The following is a 20,707-nucleotide window of genomic DNA, read 5'->3' as shown; positions in this document are numbered from 1 at the left end:
GTCACCACCATCATTTTTTTATTAAATACTTATGATGGTGGCCGCTTTATTCATTCTTTTAACAATTGAATCCCTTTAAGAATTTCACCTAGCACTTCTTCGTTCTTTTCGGTTTCCTTTGCTTTTTCTAGTTCCACGAGTGCACTCCGGTCCCCAATTTTTCCGATTGCCCATGCAGCGGTCCCGCGGATAACTGGGCGTGGATCTTTGTGCATAATCATTATCAAGTCTGGAAGAGCTGTTCGATCTTTATAATGTGCTAAAGCAATAATGGCATTTCGTTGAATCGGCTTTTTACCTCGCCACGAACCAGCCACATGTCCAAACTTTTCTTTAAACTCTCGATTACTTATCGCTAATAATGGCCTGAGCTTTGGTTTAGCGATTTCAGGGTCTGGCTCCATTTCCAGATGAAGATGGAAGTCCTTTCCTTTATTTTCAGGACAAACAAGCTGGCAAGTATCACAACCATACAGTCTATTGCCAATTTTTGTCCTATATTCATCTCGCAAAAATCCTTTTGTTTGTGTTAAAAAGGCAATGCATTTATTGGAGTCAAGCTGCCCGCCTTGTACGAGCGCTCCAGTTGGACAAGCTTCCACACATTTATTACACGTCCCGCATTGATCTTCAATCGGAGTATCAGGAGGAAATGGAATATTCGTTATCATTTCGCCTAAATAAACATAAGATCCAAATTCTGGTGTGATAATGGCACAATTTTTTCCGCTCCATCCAATACCGGCACGTTCAGCGACAGCACGGTCAGCTAATTCTCCTGTATCGACCATCGATTTAACTTTTGCCTCTGGGACTTTATTTAATAAAAATTCCTCCAATTGATGCAGCCTTTCTCGCAAAATATGATGGTAATCCCTTCCCCAAGAGGCACGACAAAACAACCCTCTTCGCTCATCTTTGGTGCTTCTCGGTGCATTTTTCATTTTTGACGGATAGGCTAAAGCGATTGCTATAATCGACTTTGCTTCTGGAAGCAATAAAGATGGATTCGTTCTTTTTTCAATGTCCGGTTCTTCAAATCCTGATTGGTATCCAAGCTTCTGCTGCCTAATTAGACGTTGTTTTAATGTTTCAAAAGGATCTGCACTAGCAAAGCCAATCTTATCAATTCCGATTTCCTGACTATACGTTATGATGTCCTGCTTTAGCTTTTTGACATCCATTCCTCCTAACCTCCTTTCAAATAGAACTTCCACTTATTCTATGATAGAATAAGTACGTTGAAAATGGGAGGGAAAAGCAATGGAAGTTTTGATTGAAGACCAAGTTAAAAATACGATTCCACAATTTAAACTCGGTGTAATCCACTATTCGGGAATACATGTTACGGAATCTCCACAAATGTTAAAAGGAAGACTTCGCCTATTTCAAGAAAAAATCTTTTTCGATTTAGAAAATAAAAAAGTGGCAGACCTTGATGGAATTAAAGAATGGCGCGAAATTTTCAAGGCTGTCGGAACCGATCCAAACCGATATCGCCCGTCAAATGAAGCATTATTTCGCCGTATTCAAAAACAACAATATCTACATCCTGTTCACTCAGCTGTTGATTTAAACAACTTTTTCTCTCTACAATACGAAATCCCTTTTGGAATCTATGATAAAGAAAAAATTGTCGGAAATATCACATTAAAAATTGGTGATGAAAAAGATTATTATGCTGCTATTAACGGTCGAGATGTGAATATGAAAAATAAACTGTTAACTGCTGATGACTTAGGAGCATTTGGAAGCCCATATGTTGACTCTAAGCGTACAGCCGTACAAGTTTCAACACAAAATGCTATTCATTTTATTTATTTACGCCCTTCTATGAAAAACAGTGAAGCAGAAAAAATGCTTTCATCTATAGCGGAAATGTTTACGCAAATTCACGGAGGAGAAGCAAATTATGAACTCATTTCATAATCCTTCTCTTTTTTCATAAGGCTGTTTTCGTAAACTTTGTTGCTTTTCCGACTGCCATGAACCGAGCAAAGCACGTGGTCGGACAAATTACATTTGTCCGACCATCGACTTTTGTTCGGTTCACATTACGCTATCGCGTGACATAACAAGCGTATCGCTTGCCTGACAGTCGAAAAGCTATAGTAAAGCAACAATCTTGTAGAAAAGATCCTTTCATAAAAAAAACGCAATGCCTCGTTTCTACAAAACGAAACACTACGTTGATCACGATAACGTATGGAGCGGGTGATGGGAATCGAACCCACGACATCAGCTTGGAAGGCTGAGGTTTTACCACTAAACTACACCCGCATCGATTTGACAAAATTAATTATAACAAAGAGTCCATCATTATGCAACAAAAAATTCTTTAAATCGACATTTTTTTATGGCATTTTTCGCACACTTTGTTTCTTAATAACTTGAATTAAAAACACGTGAATCGCTCGATCTTTTAATTTGTGAAGCGAGAGGTTAGATATGAAGCAATTGCAGAACTACCGATTGCCTGACAGTCGAAAAGCTATCGTATAGTAAAACAACAATCTTTTAGAAAAGAGCCTATATAAAACAATAATCGTGACGAAAAGAGCTTGTTGCTTCCACTTAAATCGTTGAAATGAAAAACAGACGATTATGACTAAACATTGTATACTTATCTTATAAGGTGATAAGAATGTTTTCATGCTATCGTGAAGTCAAATAGGTAAGGAGAATTGAAAATGGAAATAAAAATTACACGAAGAAAAATATCTGAACAAGTACTTGATCAATTAATAGCAATGATCAAAGATGGAAAATTTCCTGTAAATGAACCTCTGCCTTCTGAAAATCAGCTTGCGGAAATGTTTGGTGTAAGCAGGGCACCTGTTCGGGAAGCCTTAAGCGTCCTGTCAGCTAGCGGTATTATCGAATCACGTCAAGGTGGACGAAGCTACGTAAAAGAAATGAATCTTTCGGATATGTACGAGCCGCTGACGTTCGAAGTCATATCAATTAAACAAATTCTTGAACTGCTTGAAATGCGCGTCATTATCGAAGCAAACGCAGCAGGATTAGCTGCAAAACGTCGAACAAATGAAGAACTTAAGCATATTGAAAAAACACTCTCTCTCTTGTCCAGAACAGTAGAAGACAATCATATTGTTGGCGATCAAGCAGATGTTCAGTTTCATAAAGAAATCATGAAAGCCTCTCATAACTCTTTTTTAATTCAGGTAATGGAAAATATTGATGACTTATACCGCAAATCTATCGCCTATTCATTGAAAAAAAATGTTGGCATCATTGAAAAGAGACAGCAAGTATATCATGAACATAAAAAAATATATGAAGCCATTCGAGATCAAAATGCAGATGAAGCTTCAAACGCAATGAAAGAACACTTACAAAATGCAATGAAAAAATTGAAAGCACTTGAACAAAAGAATATGTAGTTTTTCCCCATTTAAACACATAGTGCATCTTATAATCAGTTTCATTGTTTTCTCATCCTGTTAAAAAATAGTCAAAACGATACCGATCATTGTGCACTTTCCTCAATGGAGAAAGCCAGAAATAAGTTGTAACCATCAAGTAAAAATGGACACTTTTTGCTCATTAATTTTGGACACTTTTGTCCTCAAAAAATGGAAGAACGGTGTTTCATTCGATAACTAGGATCGTTGAATTCAATAACCTCCACAAGGATTAGGCTTGTTAGATGCAGTCCTGAAAGGAATTAAGCAAGCCGGTATAAGAAAAGCAAAGAACGAAAACGTCAGCAACAACAAGCCAAAAAAAAAGAAATCAAAGCAACGGTACAAAGGCATGGAACTTGAAAGATAAAATTAAGAAAGAAGAGTATCATACTTGGAACGAATATTAGGTAGGGGAAAACGAAAATAGTTACAAACACTATTAAATTCTATTTTTGGTAATTTTCGTTTTATATAAAATAGACTCATAATTGTAGATAAACTCTATAATTATGGGAGGGAATAGTTTTATGAAAAAAAGAATGTCGTTTTCAGTATTGGCAGTTTTATTGTTTCACATCTTTTTCATTTAGCTCAAATGTAAAAGCTGCTGAACCAACAATAAATAATGACCCTTCACGAGCGCAAATTTTAGAGATGGCAGCAGAATTATACATTTTTACAGAAATCATCATAAAGAATTTGATGAAAATTTGTACAGACGAAAAATTCTCCTATTGTTTTCACAAGAGACAATAGGAGAATTAATGTACGGAATAAAAAGATTAATGACAAAATTTAATATTCCAAGTAATCAAAGTTTAGAAACATTAAAGGAGATTGCATATTTCTTTTTATTATTTTAATTCAGTTAACACTTAGTATTTTTCAGTTAATTATTGCACTGAACCAGATGATGACATATTTTTAAGTTGTGCTGTTGCTGGACATGCAGATTTTTTAATAAGTAATGACAAAAAGAGTAATATACATACATTTAGAATTAATGGATTGAAAATAATGACATCAGATGAGTTTGTTGATTATTGGATAACAAATCATGAAAATAATTAAACATCTACAAAAACATAGAGGTTTTTTCATTGCTACATAAATTTTTTCTTTAAATCTTCACTTACATACTCAAGTAATTGATCATAAGTTGCTCCTTGAAGAACTGTAGCCAATGATATAAATCTTCTAATTCTTGAGGATTTCTTTAGTAACTAAAGTGTAATTTAGTAAGTTCCATTGCAACATCTAGTTTATTTCTTTGTATAGGTGTTGGTTCCAATTTTATTTTTCAGTCATTTCTTTCACCTCACTCTATAAACTTTAATTTTCTTCAGAATTCTCACGCTTTCTTTAAATTCCACTAACTTCCAATAACTTCTTCACCTCATGTTAGTGATTATTAATTAAATATATTCAATATATTTACATGGTAGGGTCCCGTTTCATGAGAGCTGCCTTTTCAACTTCAAAACCCGGCTTGCCAAGTAAGGCAAACATATTTTTCTTGTAAGCTTCCACTCCCGGCTGATCAAATGGATTCACGCCCAGTAAATGTCCGCTTATGCCGCAAGCTTTTTCGAAAAAGTATATCATTTCACCAAAGGTGTATTCATTCATTTCGTCCAGTTCAACGATTAAGTTAGGCACTCCGCCATCTACGTGAGCTAATAGCGTACCTTGAAACGCTTTTTTGTTTACTTCATCCAGTGTCTTACCCGCCAAGAAATTCAATCCATCGATATTTTCTTGATCTTCTTGAATTGTCAGTTCGATTTTCGTTTTTTTGACCTGTAGAATCGTTTCGATCAGATTTCGGCGACCTTCCTGAACATATTGCCCCATGGAGTGTAAATCTGTTGTAAAATCAACGGATGCAGGAAATAGTCCTTTCTGATCTTTCCCTTCACTTTCTCCAAACAGCTGTTTCCACCATTCGGATATGTAATGAAGAGACGGTTCATAGTTCACCAATAATTCGATCGCTTTCCCCTTACGGTAAAGAATATTTCGCACGGCGGCATACTGATAACTTCCATTAGTTAAAAGATCAGGATTGTTATATTTATAATATGCCGATGCTGCCCCTTCCATCATTCGATCAATATTCAATCCAGCTACGGCGATTGGCAATAGGCCAACTGCTGTCAGCACAGAATATCTTCCGCCTATGTCATCTGGAATAACAAACGTTTCATATCCTTCTTGATCGGCAAGCTTTTTTAATACTCCCTTTTCTTGATCAGTAGTAACATAAATCCGTTTTCTTGCTTCCTCTTTTCCATATTTTTTCTCCATGTAGTCGCGGAAAATCCGGAAAGCAATGGCAGGCTCTGTCGTTGTTCCTGATTTAGAAATGACGTTGATAGACAGCTCTTTGCCTTCTAACACATCTAATAAATGAGAGATATAAGTAGAGCTGATATTCTGGCCCGCAAAATAAATTTGCGTCGTATCGTTCATCTGGTTATGAAAAGTATGGGACAATGCTTCAATAGCGGCCCTTGCCCCTAAATAAGATCCGCCAATGCCGATAACGACAAGAGCGTCTGAATGACTCCGGATTCTTTCAGCAGTTTGTTTGATTCGCACGAATTCGTCTTTATCATAACGAATCGGCCAATCAACCCAACCAAGAAAATCCGATCCTGGGCCTTTCTTTTCATGAAGCATAGTATGAGCCACTTTTACAAATTCACTTAGATGATCTAGTTCACTCTCTTTCATAAATGGTAATGCATTGGAGTAATCAAAAGAGATAGCCATATACCTTCTCCTTTCTTTTCGAAAATTCACCATCGTTCTTCCGTGTAGATCTTGGACCTGAAAATTACTCTTATGCGATTTCATTGAACCTTTCATGAAGATGTTTCAAATGCTTGCAACTATTTATTTCTTTTCCACGGCATGTCCGCCAAATTCGTTGCGTAGAGCGGCTACCACTTTACCTGTAAATGTATCGTTTTCTAATGAACGATAGCGCATCAATAAGGACATAGCGATGACAGGAGTGGCAGTGTGCAGATCTAAGGCTGTCTCGACTGTCCATTTTCCTTCACCGGAAGAATGCATAATCCCTTTGATTTCATCTAATTTTGCATCTTTTGAAAATGCGCGTTCGGTTAATTCCATGAGCCATGAACGAATAACCGAACCGTTGTTCCACACTTTTGCTACTTTTTCGTAGTCATAATCGAATTCGCTTTTTTCTAATATTTCGAATCCTTCACCAATGGCAGCCATCATCCCGTATTCAATTCCATTGTGAACCATTTTTAAAAAGTGGCCGCTGCCTGCTTTTCCTGCATATAAATACCCATTCTGTACAGATGTATCCCGGAAAAGAGGTTCGACGATGCTCCAAGCTTCATGATCCCCTCCAACCATGTAACATGCTCCGTTTCGAGCACCTTCCACTCCGCCAGAAGTTCCCGCATCCATAAAGTGAATTCCCATCTCCTTTAGCTCGTTATAGCGACGAATCGATTCCTTATAGTGAGAATTGCCACCATCAATCACAATGTCGCCTTCGCTTAGAAATGGTATAATCTCACGAATCACCGAATCAACAACGTTGTGTGGAACCATCATCCAAACAATTTTTGGCCTTTCTAATGATAAAACGAGTTCCTTTAAACTGGATACACCCGTAGCCCCATATTTTTTTATTTCTTCAACCGCTTCTAAATTTACATCGAATGCCGCTACTTCGTGCTTATGGTCAACGAGGTTTTTACCTAAGTTTAATCCCATTTTTCCTAAACCGATTAATCCGACTTTCATGTTCATTGCCTCCTAGATTTAACCTTTCGCCATTCACATTTTATACGTATATACGCACAGCTAACCTATAGTTCAATTTGATGAGAATGGAGTTCGACACGAGCTACCACCAATGAAATCCGTCCTCTTCTAATAATTGATGAGAAGCCTCTGGTCCCATCGAACCGGAACGATATGTGTGAAGAGGAAGAAGATTTTCCTCAAATGCTTCTAAAACAGGCTGTATCCACTTCCAAGATAATTCAACTTCTTTCCAATGAGCAAAGAAAGTCGAGTCGCCACGTAAAGCATCAAAAATTAAGAGTTCATAGGCTTCGGGTACATTTTTTTGGCTAGTCGCAACGCGCATATGAACGGTCCTCATCTTTCCATCGTTTAATATATTTTTACTATTGAATTGCAACGAAACCCCTTCGTTCGGATTGATTTCAATCACTAAAAGATTAGGAGCCGTCTTTTCACTTTTTGGTAAGTACCATTCCTTTAAAGGATTTTTGAATTCAATGACAATACGTGTGGACTTTTCATTCATTCTTTTACCTGTACGAATATAGAATGGCACCCCTCTCCAAAACTCATCATCAATCCATAAACGAGCCGCAACGAATGTATCCGTTGTGGAAGAAGCATCAATCCCAGGCTCTTCTTTATATCCAACAACTCGTTTACCATGGATTTCTCCCGGACCGTATTGACCGCGAACAACGTGTAAACCTACTTCTTCTTTTTGTAGTAGTCGAAGAGATTCCATGATTTTTCTTTTTTCATTACGGATGTCTTGTGAGCTGATCCGTTTTGGCACGTGCATGGCTGTCATCATTAACAATTGCAGAATATGATTTTGAAACATATCGCGAACCGCCCCTGCCCGGTCATAATAACCCGCTCTTTCTTCTACCCCAACCGTTTCACTAGCTGTAATTTGTACATTGGCTATGTGCTGATTGTTCCATAATGCTTGAAACACAGGGTTGGCAAATTTTAAAGCTTCGAGGTTTTGGACCATTGGCTTTCCGAGATAATGATCTACCCGATAAATTTCATCTTCTTCGAAAGCTTGACTTAACTTTTCGTTTAAATCTTGGGCTGATTTCAAATCATGTCCAAATGGTTTTTCGATAATTAGACGTTTCCAACCTTTTGTAGAGCCTAATCCACTTTCCTTGATGTTCGACATAATTACATCAAAAAGCTCTGGCGCAACAGATAAATAAAACATGCGGTTTTCAGGAATATTCAATTCTTTTTCACGTTGCTGAACGATTTCAAGCAGCTTTTTATACTCATCCATATTCGTTACGTCTAAAGAAGTATAGCGAAACGAACGGAGAAACTCTTCCATTTTGAAACGATCATTTGGCAAACGTCGTGAAAATGTTTTTAATGATGTCTCCACACGTGCTTGAAATTCGTTATTAGACAATTCTTGTTTGCCTATACCGACAACGGAAAATGAATCAGACATTTTTTGCTCGAGAAATAAATGATATAAAGCTGGAAAAATTTTTCTTTTAGCTAAATCACCTGTTGCCCCAAACAAAACAAAGGTCATAGAATTCAATTTTCATTCCCCCATCTTTGAACCGAAAACTTTTGAATACAGTGAGATAAAAAGATCAGATTTAAATGGAATCCGATCTTTTTATCTTTGTTCACGAGTGTTGATGATCCATTATTTTACTAAAAAACACAGAATCATATGGCTGAACACAAGCTTTTCTGTCTTTTCCCTCGAACAAGAACGCCGGCGGGCAAATGTAATTTGCCCGCAAAGTGTTCATTGTTCGAGGAGGGCATGCGTACAGCATGCCCAGTCAGCAAGCTGAGCTTAGCCGACTACGGCAGAAAAGCTAGGAATAGGGCGATGTCAACTGGTTTTTAATGGTTAATCAACACACCTGATCTTTGGTTAAGAAATTTTGATGATACTTGTCAATTAGAAGTTAACATCTAGACCATAAAACGCTGCGATGTTTAATTTTTTCATTTCTTCTACAAATGTGGTGCTTGTACATGGATCTTTCACGTGGAATAGTAAAACGATTCATGTTGTTCCCTCCTGTGCTTATGATTTGTTGTACAGACGCTAGTATAATAGGTATAACATATTTTTAAAAGTACGAACTTTATTTTCATGTAGTGATAAAAATATAATATAGTATATAAAAGTATACCTAATGTTATAATGGACAAAGAGATACGATGAATGGGACATATTCATAATGGACCTTTACCCATGAGAAGGAAAAAACACTGACTATTATTTGTGGAAATGAAGTACTTAAATGTGTATAATGTTTATTTGTGAGTAAATGCATTTTTAGCACATAGTGATAAAAAGTATACTATCAGTTATAATAAATACGGAGGTGAAAAAAATGGGACATGTTTGTGGTAAGGTATATAACTGCGAAAAAGAATTGACGCTCGCTGTCATCGGGGGTAAATGGAAAATGCTTATTTTATGGCATCTAGGAAAAGAGGGGACGAAGCGATTTGGTGAACTGAAGGCTCTCATGCCGGGCATCACCCAAAGAATGCTTGTTAACCAATTACGGGAGCTAGAAGAAGACCTCATTGTTCATCGCAAAGTCTATCCCGTTGTTCCTCCAAAAGTGGAATATTCCTTAACTGAACACGGAAAAAGTCTCATGCCGATTCTTGATGCTATGTATGAATGGGGAAAAATCTATATGGAAGCAGTCGTGAAGGGCGAAGTAAAAATTACCGAGTCCAGTAAATGAAGAAACCCTCCTTGGTACTCCGGAACATCTTACTGGAAATACGAATGAACTACTCCCACTTAGCTAACGCTAGAAGGAGGAAACTTCTTTCGGAATTATGTATTAAAAGCGACTGTCCAAAAAGTTTCAAGATCAGACCACACAACACAATATATAAGGATTGTAACCACGAGTGTTAATTATCCTTTATTTTACTTGATAATACCAAGTCGTATAGCTGAACATAGATTTTCTGCTTGGCATGCGTATAACAACGAAGCTTATCCGACTTCGGTAGAAAAACCAGGAATAGAGGCTGCTTCAACTCATTTTATTTGTCAATCAACACGTCTAGGATATCACATTGGATAAATAAACGATATATTGTGAAACTTACGGGAGGTCAAACCCTTATGAGACATCCTCCCGTTAGTTTTACGCATGTACGTGATGGGACAGTCTCGCAGAACATCCATCGCCACCCAAGCATGAAAATCGCCGCTCACGGACAAAAAGATTTTTACGTAAAAGTATGTTTTTACCACCGATTAATTGTATAAAAATGCACATTGCTTTTCCAACATATACATGAAGCATTTAGACTGCTCCTCTTGCCATATTGAACGTCTTACTTATGCCGGATTTTCAACTTGAACGTATATAGGTAACACAAAATTACTATATTTTCCTTCCCTCATCATGACACCTCTTTGACTTCGCTTCTTCACTATTAATTCATAGTATACTTTTTTACACTATATCACACAAAAGTGTGTACTTGGTAAAGCTGATAATGTACTTTATAATAACAATATCGCCTATTGTAGCAAATTTTTCTCGATTACAATGACGGTATGATTAGAACGAATAGGGCAATTTTATTTTCCTGATTGATGATAAGAGAGGAGGAGTAGAGACTATGAAATTAAGAGTCTCAGCTGTTCAATATCATCTCCATACTATCAATTCTTTTGAGGAATTTGCCAATCAAGTCGAGCATTATATTAAAACGGCTCAAGAATTTGATGCAGATTTTGTTTTATTCCCAGAATTTTTTACAACTCAGCTCATGTCGATTGGCAATGAACAAGGACAGCCTTTAACGATTCAAGATCTTCCAGATTTTACAGAACAGTATCGTTCTTTGTTTATAAATTTGGCTAAGCAAACAAAGATGCATATTATTGGGGGAACCCATGTCATTCGTAAAGGCGACCGATTGTACAACGTTGCTCATTTGTTCTACCCAGACGGAAGAGTCGCAGAGCAAGCAAAGCTTCATATTACGCCTACGGAAGTAAAGGAATGGAACATGTCACCTGGCGATGGCCTACAAGTGTTTGAGACCGACAAAGGAACGATTGCGATGTTGACCTGCTATGACATCGAATTTCCAGAGATCGTTCGCATGGCTAAAGCGAAAGGTGCCGATGTTATTTTCTGTCCTTCTTGCACCGATGATCGTCATGGATTCCATCGTGTCCGCTACACAAGCCATGCGAGAGCAGTCGAAAATCAAGTCTATGTCGTTACCACTGGTACGGTTGGTTCTCTTCCTACGGTTGATTTTATGCGGGCGAATTTTGGGCAAGCGGCGGTGATTACACCGAACGATATTCCATTTCCTCCGCGCGGCATCTTAGTCGAAGGAGAAATCAATCATGATATGGTTGTAACCGCTGATCTTGATTTAGAATTATTATACCAAGTTCGTGAAAAAGGATCGGTTACGACATGGCGTGATCGCCGTACAGATCTCTATCCGGATTGGAAATAAGCTGTTCTACAAGGAGGGGGAAGAATGTATCGAAAAGAATTTTACGTCTTTGATCAAGACCGACCTGTTCCAGCAGTGATCCGAAATTATGAAGAAAAAGACTTTCCTGGCTTAATCCGCATCCAACAGGAAAGTTTCCCGCCACCATTCCCCTCTGAGTTATGGTGGAACACGGAACAATTGAAAAACCATGTTACGTTCTTTCCAGAGGGTGCCTTATGTGTGGAGGTTGATGGTGAAATTGCGGGATCAATGACAGGATTAATTGTTGACTTTGATCCTAGCCATCCGGAACATACATGGGAAGAGATCACCGATAATGGATATATTCGTAACCATAATCCAAATGGAAATACGCTTTATGTCGTTGATATTGGCGTGCGCCCTGCTTATCGCAAATTAGGGCTGGGAAAATGGCTGATGCTATCCATGTATGAAGTCGTCATTCAATTGAGATTGGAACGTCTGCTAGGCGGAGGTAGAATGCCTGGCTATCATAAAAAAGCTGATGAGATGACGGCGGAACAATACCTTGAAGCTGTCGTAAAAGGCGAATTGAAAGATCCTGTTATTACCTTTCTGCTTCGCTGCGGCCGCACTCCTGTTAAAGTGGTGGCGAACTATTTAGAGGATGAAGAATCTTGTAATTATGCAGCACTAATGGAATGGAAAAATCCTTTTTATACATCAAAATCTTCACAAGGAGAATGATGAAGATGGAGTATCGGAGAATTACGAGCATTGAAGACCCTTTATTTAAAAAAATGCACGAATTGATGCAAGAGGTATTCCCTCCTGAAGAAGTATTAGCATTCGATCTTTGGAAAGAACCTCTAGAAGATCCAGGAATTCGTGTGTGCGTTGCCGTTCACGAAGGGAATGTCGTAGGCGCAACCGAGTATCGCTATTATGAAGATTTAAATGTCGCAATGACAGATTTCACGATCATCGGCCAAGCAGGACTTGGGATCGGGCGATTTTTAGCGCAAAAGAGACTAGAGGATTTGAACGCTTGGGCCGCAGCAAACGGAAAGCAGTTATTTGGCATGTTTGCTGAAATTTATGATCCTTATCGAGTAGAACATTATGAATTTGGCGGAATTAAGCCGATGGATCCATATGTTCGCCGTGAAGTATTATCCCATCTTGGCTATAAGCGACTTGACTTCCCTTATGTCCATCCATCTTGGAACAATGATGGCGAGGCCGTAACAGGGCTCGACCTTTGTTTCCTTCCGATGGACGATAACGTGAATGAACTTCCAGCGGATCTTGTTGTGAAGTTTTTGAAACGTTATTATTCCGTCTTATCAAACAAACCGAAGTCTTGGTTTAAAATGATTGAAAATCTCGAACATAAGGATACTGTGTTGCTTTTAAACATTTAAAGACCTTCCCATTTTTATATAGCTTAAACTCTCACAAAGCGCAACATAGAGTTAAGATAGATCAAAAGTCGATTCTTCCTTAGCGTAGGAAAAATCGACTTTTGATTTTTCAGTATATGGACCTATGGTTGGTGTTCACATCAATCCCTTTCAAAAAACAAAGAAAAAAGACCGCAAAGTTTTCCTTAAAGGGAGCTCTTTGCGGTCTTTTTGTTCTTTAAAAATCAGTTTGATCAATGACTTGAATTAGTTTAAAATTTTGACTAGGACTCCTTACGGCTATTCAAGGTTGGCATGCCTTTTAAACATCGTATTGGAGTCCAATCCCTTTTTCTCCATACATCTCAATATGATCGCATCATAAAATAATAAGAGGGTTTGCTCAAATAGTGATCCCATTGGCTGTATAGTTTTGTATCCATTATCCGATTGATCTTTAGGTGAACCCGGTAGTTTAACAGTTAAATCTGCTAGTTGTCCAATGGTCGATTCAGGGAAAATCGTGACAAGCGCTACTGTTGCACCTAATCGTTTTGCTTTTTCAGCCATAGAAACTAACGTTTTCGTTTCTCCTGAACCGGATCCGATGATTAAAATATCATCTTTTTCCAAGTTAGGAGTGATGGTTTCACCTACAACGTAGGCATCTAGCCCCATGTGCATCATTCGCATCGCAAAAGATTTGGACATAAATCCAGATCTACCTGCGCCAGCGACAAAAATTTTCTTTGATTCCAAAATTCCATTTACCAGTTTTTCAGCTTCTTTATCAGCTATTAAATCTACTGTACGATTTAACTCTTGTATGATTTCCGCTAAATATTGTGTAGCCTGCATAGCTTCATTCACCTTGTTGGATCATTTTTTTCATTTCAGCAGCTACAGCGCGTTTATCTTCTTGTCCAGTAATACCGCCACCTACAATAACAAGATCTGGTTTTGCTTTAATCACTTCTGGCAACGTGTTTAATTTAATGCCGCCTGCGATAGCAGTTTTCGCGTTTTTCACGACACGTTTAATTGTTAGAAGATCTTCAAGAGAATTTTTTCCGACTGCTTGAAGATCGTATCCTGTGTGTACACAAATATAGTCTACGCCAAACGCATCCACTTCTTTAGCGCGCTCTTCTAAATTCTTCACACCGATCATGTCAACCAAGATTTTTTTGCCTTGTTTTCTCGCTTCTTCTACAGCTCCCTTGATTGACATATCTTCGGCAGCTCCAAGAATCGTGATAATGTCAGCGCCGGCTTCGGATGCTTTCATGACTTCATATGCGGCCGCATCCATAATTTTTAAATCGGCTAGAACGGTTAAATTAGGGAACGCTTCTTTGATTTCCTTAACAGCTCTAAGACCTTCATTAATAATAACCGGTGTGCCGATTTCTACAATATCCACATACTCCTCAACTTCTTTCACCAGCTTCTTTGCCTCTGGAATGTTTACAAGATCCAATGCTAATTGTAGTTCCATGAACTCTTCCCCCCTAATAAAAGTTTATTGTTTGTTGCACAAGCATTCGTGTCTCTTGCATTTTTTATTGCTTGTACAGCGATCAGTATACTATGTATGATTTATTTTCGAAAGTACGCACTTTATTTTTACATAGTGATAAAAAATATACTATTGGTTTACAATAAACTTCTTTCAAACATTTCCCTCAACGGTTTTTTCGTGAAGTAAAATGTTATCAGTACCTTGTTGAACTTCCAATTTAACCTCTGTTGATACTTCTTCCGTCACTTCTACGATTGTTTCAAAGGTAGTTGTATCTTCCTCATGAATAACTTTTATCTTTGCGTTTTCAAATAATTCTCCGTTAACCTCAATGTCTTCAGGTCGAATTATTTTTTAATTGGACTATTCAGTTATCAAGGAACATCTGCATCCTTTATCTAATAATCCCCAATTTTTTCTCCACCTCATTAAAGTTGGATCATATTTGACTTTGACCTAATTTGATTATATTTTGACCTTTTTTGACTTTCAATTGGTTTTTGGAAAATTTCCAAACTTTTTTATAATAAAAAAATCCGCTGGATAAGGGGATTTTTTGGTATGCTTCAATGGATGTAAGTGTTCCGAAAGCTTCCGTTTTTGATTACCTCCTTCTTCTACTTGAAAATGCATTCTCTATCAGTGAAAATGTTTTATGCTTTTCAACCACATCATCAGAAAATAGATTAACGTAATGTTTTAACCATTTCCATTGACGAATGATCTAGAACGGCATAAGTTCGAATATCCCGGCTCCTGCTTCCACTGAAAGTCGGGCAAAGGTGTGGCGGAATTTGTGACAAGTTGCATGAATACCACATTTTTTCCATATGATTCAATTTGTGCTTGCATTTGACGTTTTGTTAAAGGAGTGTCATCAACAGAAATGAATAGATAGTCATGATCTAATGCACCACAAATTCCTAAATATTTTTTCAACTGTTCTTTCATTTTTTTTGAATCAGTACATAACGTAGCCTATAACCTATTGTATTTTGAATAAGCATTCGTGAACGTTGAAAATCTATGTCTGATAATCGAATCCCTATACATTCAGAAGCCCTTATACCTGTTTCAAGTAAAAGCATCATTATAGTTAAATCCCTTACACCAGTGAGTGTTCTTAAATTCGGTTAAAAAGAATTTGAATTTCTTCTTTTGCAAAAGTAGGTACTGCTTTTTACGGTCTTTGAGCAATTTAATCTCATGAAAAGGATTTTGTTTTTTAGAAATGATTTTTTCTCGTTCAAGAAAGTTAAAAAACGCTCTTAATGCACACAGCCGAGTATTGATTGTTACCGTTTTACAATTCTTTTGATTCTTCATATACAAAATGACTTTTTGTTTAATGATTTCGGGTGTCATTCTGTATATATCTACCTCAATTTCTTGTTCACGAAGAATCTTATAATTCATTTCTGTAATACTGAATTGTTTGAGGACGACAATTCCGTATTTCGCAATCTTCAAGGAATTTTTCTAACGCTACTTGAAAATCAATCGCATCAGATTGTATATTATTTGCGTGCATTTCAAAAATTTCATTAGGGGATAAATGATTACTCCGCCTTGCCAAAATATCACCTCTTTGACAAGTCGTATGATGAAAGGATGAATTAGATTTTTTATTGCGGAATCATATGAGGATAAAATAAAAAAGGATTCCTACATCTTGCAGGAATCCTTGATACATCGATATTTTCCCAATTTTCAGTGCCGATGGTGGGAGTCGAACCCACACTCCCGCAAGGGAACACGATTTTGAGTCGTGCGCGTCTGCCAATTCCGCCACATCGGCATAAAAAATATAACATTTTAATTTTTTGTAAACGAAATATTATTACGAATCGACAATGTCTATTATAACAATGAAATAATTATTTGTCAATAAAATTATTACTCATATTAATTTAAAAAGTATAAATGATCGACGTCAAAAAACGCCGATCATTTTAGCTTATTTTTTCAAGATTTCAAACACTTGCTTGACATCTTTGTCGCCTCTTCCAGAAAGGTTAACGATGATGATATCTTCTTTGGTCAGTTGTGGAGCAAGCTTCATAGCATAAGCAACAGCATGAGAGCTTTCCAATGCCGGAATGATCCCTTCCAATTTAGATAACTGTTGAAAAGCTTCTAACGCTTCTTTTCCAGACACAGTCACATATTGTGCCCGTCCGCTTTCTTTCAAATAGCTATGTTCCGGACCGATTCCAGGATAATCAAGCCCTGCTGCAATTGAATAAGTCGGCATCGGTTCATTATTTTCATCAAGCAATGTTAAACACTTAAAGCCATGAATGACGGCAGGAACACCTTTTGTCAATGTTGGTGCTTCTTCAGGTTCAACTCCGATTAACTTGACATTTGGCTCATCTAGATAATGGGCAAATGCTCCGATCGCATTGCTTCCTCCTCCAGCGCAAGCAATTACCGCCGTTGGAAGTTTTCCTTCTTTTTCGAGAATTTGCTTTTTCGACTCCTCGCTGATTACAGACTGAAAATGTTTCACCATTGTTGGATAAGGATGTGGTCCGACAGCTGATCCTAGCAAGTAAAACGTGTTTTTGAAATTTTCCACATAATCGGCTAACGCTGCATCTACCGCATCCTTTAACCGTCCCTGTCCGCTTTCAACAGGAACAACTTTTGCACCTAACAATTCCATACGGAAAACATTTAAAGCTTGACGTTCAGTATCTAGCTTACCCATATAAATGGTGCAATCCATACCAAACATCGCACAAGCTGTGGCAGTTGCAACACCGTGCTGTCCAGCCCCTGTTTCCGCAATGACTCTTGTGGCTCCCATCCGTTTTGCTAGTAAAATCTGCCCGATCGCATTATTGATTTTATGGGCACCAGTATGGTTTAAGTCTTCTCGTTTTAAATATACTTTCGCTCCACCGAGTGCTTTGGTAAAATTTTTTGCATATGTTAACGGATTATCTCTGCCGACATACTCTCTGAAATAATATTTCAGTTCTTCATTAAACTCTGGATCATTTTTATATTTTTCAAAATTCTCTTCTAAAATATCAAGTGCTTTTTGTAAATCTTCCGGAACAAAGCTTCCCCCAAACTGGCCAAAATAACCTTTCTCAACTGTCTGTTGGCTCATCTAATACTCAACTCCTCTAAAACTTTTTACACCATTATAACAAAAACAAGCAGCCGGAAACACTATTTTCTATAAAAGAGAAGTTTCTTTTTTTACTAAATGGAGGATTTTCATCTTAAATATCGTAATTATATTTGAAATGACAAATATTTAGAGGGACACTTTGATTTTAATAGCTACACTCATCATCTACATGTAAATTTTTTAAATAAATTCATTCCTTTTTGTAGGAGGATTGTTTTAGAAAGGACAACTAACATAGTTGATATTTTAACGATTTGACAAAAAATGATGAGAAATTCTCGAAAAAAAGTTGTGATATAGACCAATAAAGAATGCTGGATGGATTAAAAAATTGGATTGAAATGTTCGCTAGCAGTCTGTTTCACGATATAACGGACGAAATAAAAAATCTCATCATCACTAATGTTGAAAGTAACATAAAAGTGTTCTATAAAAATTGATTGCATTTAGATGTAGATTCACTTTATTTTGGAACAAGATTCAAAAGGAAAGTATATGAATTGCAAAAATGAAGAAAATCTCCACGTATAGTTTGAAGAGAAGAATTAGAAATAAGAGGGTAACTACTGTATACATACAATATGAAACAGCACCATTACAATAAAATGGTGCCGAGGACCGGACTTGAACCGGTACGGTAGTCACCTACCGCAGGATTTTAAGTCCTGTGCGTCTGCCAATTCCGCCACCCCGGCACAATATGTATATAAATAAATGGAGGCGGCAACCGGATTCGAACCGGTGATAAAGGTTTTGCAGACCTCTGCCTTACCACTTGGCTATGCCGCCCTTATGATGGAGCGGAAGACGGGATTCGAACCCGCGACCCCCACCTTGGCAAGGTGGTGTTCTACCACTGAACTACTTCCGCAAAATATTTAGTTTTATATTTATAATAATAACCTATGCAATTTCATAAATAAAGTGAAAATGGCTGGGCTAGCTGGATTCGAACCAGCGCATCACGGAGTCAAAGTCCGTTGCCTTACCGCTTGGCTATAGCCCAATGAAATAACAGCATGAAAAACTTCCTTGAAATAATCAGGTAAGTTCACTTCGCAGGATGAATTTCGGCTTCGATTGAAAGACTTTTTTGAAAAATATCACGAACAGGTAAATTCATCCGACAAAAGAAAATAAAGTTCCAAATCATATAATTAATAATATACATCATGGGGCGACTGATGGGAATCGAACCCACGAATGCCAGAGCCACAATCTGGTGCGTTAACCACTTCGCCACAGTCGCCACATACTTGGCAGGGGCAGTAGGAATCGAACCCACACCGGAGGTTTTGGAGACCTCTGTTCTACCGTTAAACTATGCCCCTATAGTGGTGGAGGGGGACGGATTCGAACCGCCGAACCCTGAGGGAGCGGATTTACAGTCCGCCGCGTTTAGCCACTTCGCTACCCCTCCATATGATTCACCAGTGCCGGCGAGAGGAATCGAACCCCCAACCTACTGATTACAAGTCAGTTGCTCTGCCAATTGAGCTACACCGGCATAACAAAGGGATAAAAAGGAACATACTCTAAAATTCTCATTCGTCGTCCCGATTTCAGAAAGCTTATCCTAGAAGCGGCTCAATCGGTACGCTGATGTTTTTTCATAGACGTTTATTCACCGTGCTCTACCAATTGAGCTACACCGGCAAAATGATGGCTCGGGACGGAATCGAACCGCCGACACAAGGATTTTCAGTCCTTTGCTCTACCGACTGAGCTACCGAGCCATATTGATTTGATAACCAACAACTTTTTAATAAATTCCTTATTGTCCTTTGTCCCAGTCTCAGTTTGCTTATTCAAGCAGCAGTTCGACTGGTACAACTCGTAGCGAACTCATATAAGCCTTGCTCGTTGCTCTACCGACTGAGCTATCGAGCCATATAACTTGATCTTGGAAATGGCGGTCCCGACGGGAATCGAACCCGCGATCTCCTGCGTGACAGGCAGGCATGTTAACCGCTACACCACGGGACCTTGGTTGCGGGGGCAGGATTTGAACCTGCGACCTTCGGGTTATGAGCCCGACGAGCTACCAGACTGCTCCACCCCGCGATAATCACTATGGTGGAGGATGACGGGATCGAACCGCCGACCCCTTGCTTGTAAGGCAAGTGCTCTCCCAGCTGAGCTAATCCTCCGTGGTGACCCGTACGGGATTCGAACCCGTGTTACCGCCGTGAAAGGGCGGTGTCTTAACCACTTGACCAACGGGCCATAACAAATCATCTCTTCCTGGCGGAGAGCAAGGGATTCGAACCCTTGAGACGGTGTTAACCGTCTACACGATTTCCAATCGTGCTCCTTCGACCACTCGGACAGCTCTCCAAGATGGCTCCGCAGGCAGGATTCGAACCTGCGACCGTTCGGTTAACAGCCGAATGCTCTACCACTGAGCTACTGCGGAAAGATGGAAAAACATTTCAAAAAATTGAGTTATATAACTTTTTTAAATTCCGCCCAAGTCTCAGAAAGATCAAGCAAGTAGCGGCTCGACTTGTGCGCTGAAGCCGTTACTTCGAAGCGTATTCGTACGTGCTCTACCACTGAGCTACTGCGGAAAGATGGTGCATTCTAAAAAAATTAAATGTTAATGCCTGGCAGCGTCCTACTCTCGCAGGGGAAATCCCAACTACCATCGGCGCTGAAGAGCTTAACTTCCGTGTTCGGTATGGGAACGGGTGTGTCCTCTTCGCTATCGCCACCAGACAGTGTTATTAACAGTGACAAATTTTATTATACTAATTCTATATTAAATTTCAAGGGAATTTTTTAAATTTTAATGTTTTATTCTCTCAAAACTAGATAACGCGTCATTCACTGAAATACGCTTCCGCTTTTGTCCAGCTCCAGCGCCTAGCCCCTTGTGTCGCTTCGGTCCTGCTGCGGCGGCTTTCGTCCTCCTCGCAGGCTCTCCAGCGCACTTCGTGGCTGTTCGAGGCGC

General features: G+C 38.6%; 13 protein-coding genes, 17 tRNA genes, 1 rRNA gene and 1 pseudogene. 6 read left to right on the top strand and 26 right to left on the bottom strand.

The window, feature by feature from the left end:
- Positions 1–50: 50 nt before the first annotated feature.
- Complete coding sequence (gene queG, locus J2S06_RS14640; protein WP_419152763.1) at positions 51–1,184, bottom strand: tRNA epoxyqueuosine(34) reductase QueG; 1,134 nt, start codon at positions 1,182–1,184, stop codon at positions 51–53.
- 79 nt (positions 1,185–1,263) lie between these two features.
- On the opposite strand from queG, the gene J2S06_RS14635 reads away from it, so the two are divergent.
- On the top strand, positions 1,264–1,929 hold the full coding sequence (locus J2S06_RS14635; RefSeq protein WP_044895722.1) for a B3/B4 domain-containing protein: 666 nt from the start codon (positions 1,264–1,266) through the stop codon (positions 1,927–1,929).
- Between the two features lie 277 nt (positions 1,930–2,206).
- Here J2S06_RS14635 and J2S06_RS14630 read toward each other — a convergent pair.
- A tRNA-Gly gene (locus tag J2S06_RS14630) sits at positions 2,207–2,280 on the bottom strand.
- 410 nt (positions 2,281–2,690) lie between these two features.
- Between J2S06_RS14630 and J2S06_RS14625 the strand changes: the two genes are divergently transcribed.
- Positions 2,691–3,404: a FadR/GntR family transcriptional regulator gene (locus tag J2S06_RS14625; protein WP_044895723.1), complete on the top strand. Its 714-nt coding sequence runs from the start codon at positions 2,691–2,693 to the stop codon at positions 3,402–3,404.
- Positions 3,405–4,862: 1,458 nt separating this feature from the next.
- Here J2S06_RS14625 and J2S06_RS14620 read toward each other — a convergent pair.
- The 3 genes from J2S06_RS14620 to zwf form a co-directional block, all read right to left on the bottom strand.
- Entirely contained in the window at positions 4,863–6,203 is a 1,341-nt protein-coding gene (locus J2S06_RS14620) for a glucose-6-phosphate isomerase (RefSeq protein ID WP_044895724.1), read from the bottom strand.
- 123 nt (positions 6,204–6,326) lie between these two features.
- Positions 6,327–7,220 carry a phosphogluconate dehydrogenase (NAD(+)-dependent, decarboxylating) gene (gene gnd, locus J2S06_RS14615; protein ID WP_419152762.1) on the bottom strand — a complete coding sequence of 298 codons (894 nt, stop codon included), beginning with the start codon at positions 7,218–7,220 and terminating at the stop codon, positions 6,327–6,329.
- A 103-nt stretch (positions 7,221–7,323) separates the two neighbouring features.
- Entirely contained in the window at positions 7,324–8,781 is a 1,458-nt protein-coding gene (gene zwf, locus J2S06_RS14610; protein ID WP_419152761.1) for a glucose-6-phosphate dehydrogenase, read from the bottom strand.
- A gap of 817 nt (positions 8,782–9,598) precedes the next feature.
- Here zwf and J2S06_RS14605 point away from each other — a divergent pair.
- The 4 genes from J2S06_RS14605 (at position 9,599) to J2S06_RS14590 (ending at position 13,108) form a co-directional block, all read left to right on the top strand.
- Positions 9,599–9,964, top strand: a complete 366-nt coding sequence (locus J2S06_RS14605; protein WP_044895727.1) for a winged helix-turn-helix transcriptional regulator — start codon at positions 9,599–9,601, stop codon at positions 9,962–9,964.
- 898 nt (positions 9,965–10,862) lie between these two features.
- Entirely contained in the window at positions 10,863–11,720 is an 858-nt protein-coding gene (locus J2S06_RS14600) for a carbon-nitrogen hydrolase family protein (RefSeq protein ID WP_183254136.1), read from the top strand.
- Positions 11,721–11,744: 24 nt separating this feature from the next.
- Entirely contained in the window at positions 11,745–12,431 is a 687-nt protein-coding gene (locus J2S06_RS14595; protein WP_419152760.1) for a GNAT family N-acetyltransferase, read from the top strand.
- A gap of 5 nt (positions 12,432–12,436) precedes the next feature.
- Entirely contained in the window at positions 12,437–13,108 is a 672-nt protein-coding gene (locus tag J2S06_RS14590; RefSeq protein ID WP_419152759.1) for a GNAT family N-acetyltransferase, read from the top strand.
- Positions 13,109–13,387: 279 nt separating this feature from the next.
- Here J2S06_RS14590 and hxlB read toward each other — a convergent pair whose 3' ends face one another.
- The 21 genes and pseudogenes from hxlB to rrf form a co-directional block, all read right to left on the bottom strand.
- Positions 13,388–13,945, bottom strand: a complete 558-nt coding sequence (gene hxlB / locus J2S06_RS14585) for a 6-phospho-3-hexuloisomerase (protein WP_044895731.1) — start codon at positions 13,943–13,945, stop codon at positions 13,388–13,390.
- A 4-nt stretch (positions 13,946–13,949) separates the two neighbouring features.
- The gene (gene hxlA, locus J2S06_RS14580) at positions 13,950–14,585 is read right to left on the bottom strand and encodes a 3-hexulose-6-phosphate synthase (protein WP_044895732.1); all 636 of its coding nucleotides are present in this window, start codon (positions 14,583–14,585) and stop codon (positions 13,950–13,952) included.
- Positions 14,586–15,213: 628 nt separating this feature from the next.
- A pseudogene (locus J2S06_RS14575) lies at positions 15,214–16,185 on the bottom strand (tyrosine-type recombinase/integrase).
- Positions 16,186–16,323: 138 nt separating this feature from the next.
- Positions 16,324–16,407: transfer RNA gene (locus J2S06_RS14570), tRNA-Leu, on the bottom strand.
- Between the two features lie 159 nt (positions 16,408–16,566).
- Positions 16,567–17,730 (bottom strand): tryptophan synthase subunit beta, encoded by a 1,164-nt coding sequence (trpB, locus tag J2S06_RS14565; protein WP_044895733.1) that lies wholly within the window; start codon positions 17,728–17,730, stop codon positions 16,567–16,569.
- Between the two features lie 630 nt (positions 17,731–18,360).
- Positions 18,361–18,449, bottom strand: a tRNA-Leu gene (locus J2S06_RS14560).
- A gap of 20 nt (positions 18,450–18,469) precedes the next feature.
- Positions 18,470–18,543 (bottom strand) — tRNA-Cys (locus J2S06_RS14555).
- A 7-nt stretch (positions 18,544–18,550) separates the two neighbouring features.
- Positions 18,551–18,625: transfer RNA gene (locus tag J2S06_RS14550), tRNA-Gly, on the bottom strand.
- A gap of 60 nt (positions 18,626–18,685) precedes the next feature.
- Positions 18,686–18,760 (bottom strand) — tRNA-Gln (locus J2S06_RS14545).
- Positions 18,761–18,927: 167 nt separating this feature from the next.
- A tRNA-His gene (locus J2S06_RS14540) sits at positions 18,928–19,003 on the bottom strand.
- Positions 19,004–19,011: 8 nt separating this feature from the next.
- A tRNA-Trp gene (locus J2S06_RS14535) sits at positions 19,012–19,085 on the bottom strand.
- 4 nt (positions 19,086–19,089) lie between these two features.
- A tRNA-Tyr gene (locus J2S06_RS14530) sits at positions 19,090–19,174 on the bottom strand.
- 14 nt (positions 19,175–19,188) lie between these two features.
- Positions 19,189–19,261 (bottom strand) — tRNA-Thr (locus J2S06_RS14525).
- Positions 19,262–19,417: 156 nt separating this feature from the next.
- A tRNA-Phe gene (locus J2S06_RS14520) sits at positions 19,418–19,490 on the bottom strand.
- A gap of 174 nt (positions 19,491–19,664) precedes the next feature.
- Positions 19,665–19,740 (bottom strand) — tRNA-Asp (locus tag J2S06_RS14515).
- Between the two features lies 1 nt (position 19,741).
- Positions 19,742–19,818: transfer RNA gene (locus J2S06_RS14510), tRNA-Met, on the bottom strand.
- A gap of 10 nt (positions 19,819–19,828) precedes the next feature.
- Positions 19,829–19,904, bottom strand: a tRNA-Val gene (locus J2S06_RS14505).
- 1 nt (position 19,905) lies between these two features.
- A tRNA-Glu gene (locus J2S06_RS14500) sits at positions 19,906–19,980 on the bottom strand.
- A 19-nt stretch (positions 19,981–19,999) separates the two neighbouring features.
- A tRNA-Ser gene (locus tag J2S06_RS14495) sits at positions 20,000–20,091 on the bottom strand.
- Between the two features lie 4 nt (positions 20,092–20,095).
- Positions 20,096–20,170: transfer RNA gene (locus J2S06_RS14490), tRNA-Asn, on the bottom strand.
- 188 nt (positions 20,171–20,358) lie between these two features.
- Positions 20,359–20,472, bottom strand: a 5S ribosomal RNA gene (gene rrf / locus J2S06_RS14485).
- Between the last annotated feature and the right edge of the window lie 235 nt (positions 20,473–20,707).

The organism is Bacillus alveayuensis, assembly GCA_030812955.1.
Taxonomy (GTDB): Bacteria; Bacillota; Bacilli; order Bacillales; family Aeribacillaceae; genus Bacillus_CB; species Bacillus_CB alveayuensis.
Note: the sequence above shows the minus strand (reverse complement) of the source record. Positions and strands in the feature narration are given on the sequence as shown.

Coding starts and splice junctions, on each gene's coding strand:
- J2S06_RS14635 (WP_044895722.1), top strand. CDS start 1,264: ATGGAAGTTTTGATTGAAGACCAAGTTAAAAATACGATTCCACAATTT.
- hxlB (WP_044895731.1), bottom strand. CDS start 13,945: ATGCAGGCTACACAATATTTAGCGGAAATCATACAAGAGTTAAATCGT.
- J2S06_RS14605 (WP_044895727.1), top strand. CDS start 9,599: ATGGGACATGTTTGTGGTAAGGTATATAACTGCGAAAAAGAATTGACG.
- J2S06_RS14590 (WP_419152759.1), top strand. CDS start 12,437: ATGGAGTATCGGAGAATTACGAGCATTGAAGACCCTTTATTTAAAAAA.
- J2S06_RS14595 (WP_419152760.1), top strand. CDS start 11,745: ATGTATCGAAAAGAATTTTACGTCTTTGATCAAGACCGACCTGTTCCA.
- trpB (WP_044895733.1), bottom strand. CDS start 17,730: ATGAGCCAACAGACAGTTGAGAAAGGTTATTTTGGCCAGTTTGGGGGA.
- J2S06_RS14600 (WP_183254136.1), top strand. CDS start 10,863: ATGAAATTAAGAGTCTCAGCTGTTCAATATCATCTCCATACTATCAAT.
- J2S06_RS14620 (WP_044895724.1), bottom strand. CDS start 6,203: ATGGCTATCTCTTTTGATTACTCCAATGCATTACCATTTATGAAAGAG.
- gnd (WP_419152762.1), bottom strand. CDS start 7,220: ATGAAAGTCGGATTAATCGGTTTAGGAAAAATGGGATTAAACTTAGGT.
- hxlA (WP_044895732.1), bottom strand. CDS start 14,585: ATGGAACTACAATTAGCATTGGATCTTGTAAACATTCCAGAGGCAAAG.
- J2S06_RS14625 (WP_044895723.1), top strand. CDS start 2,691: ATGGAAATAAAAATTACACGAAGAAAAATATCTGAACAAGTACTTGAT.
- queG (WP_419152763.1), bottom strand. CDS start 1,184: ATGGATGTCAAAAAGCTAAAGCAGGACATCATAACGTATAGTCAGGAA.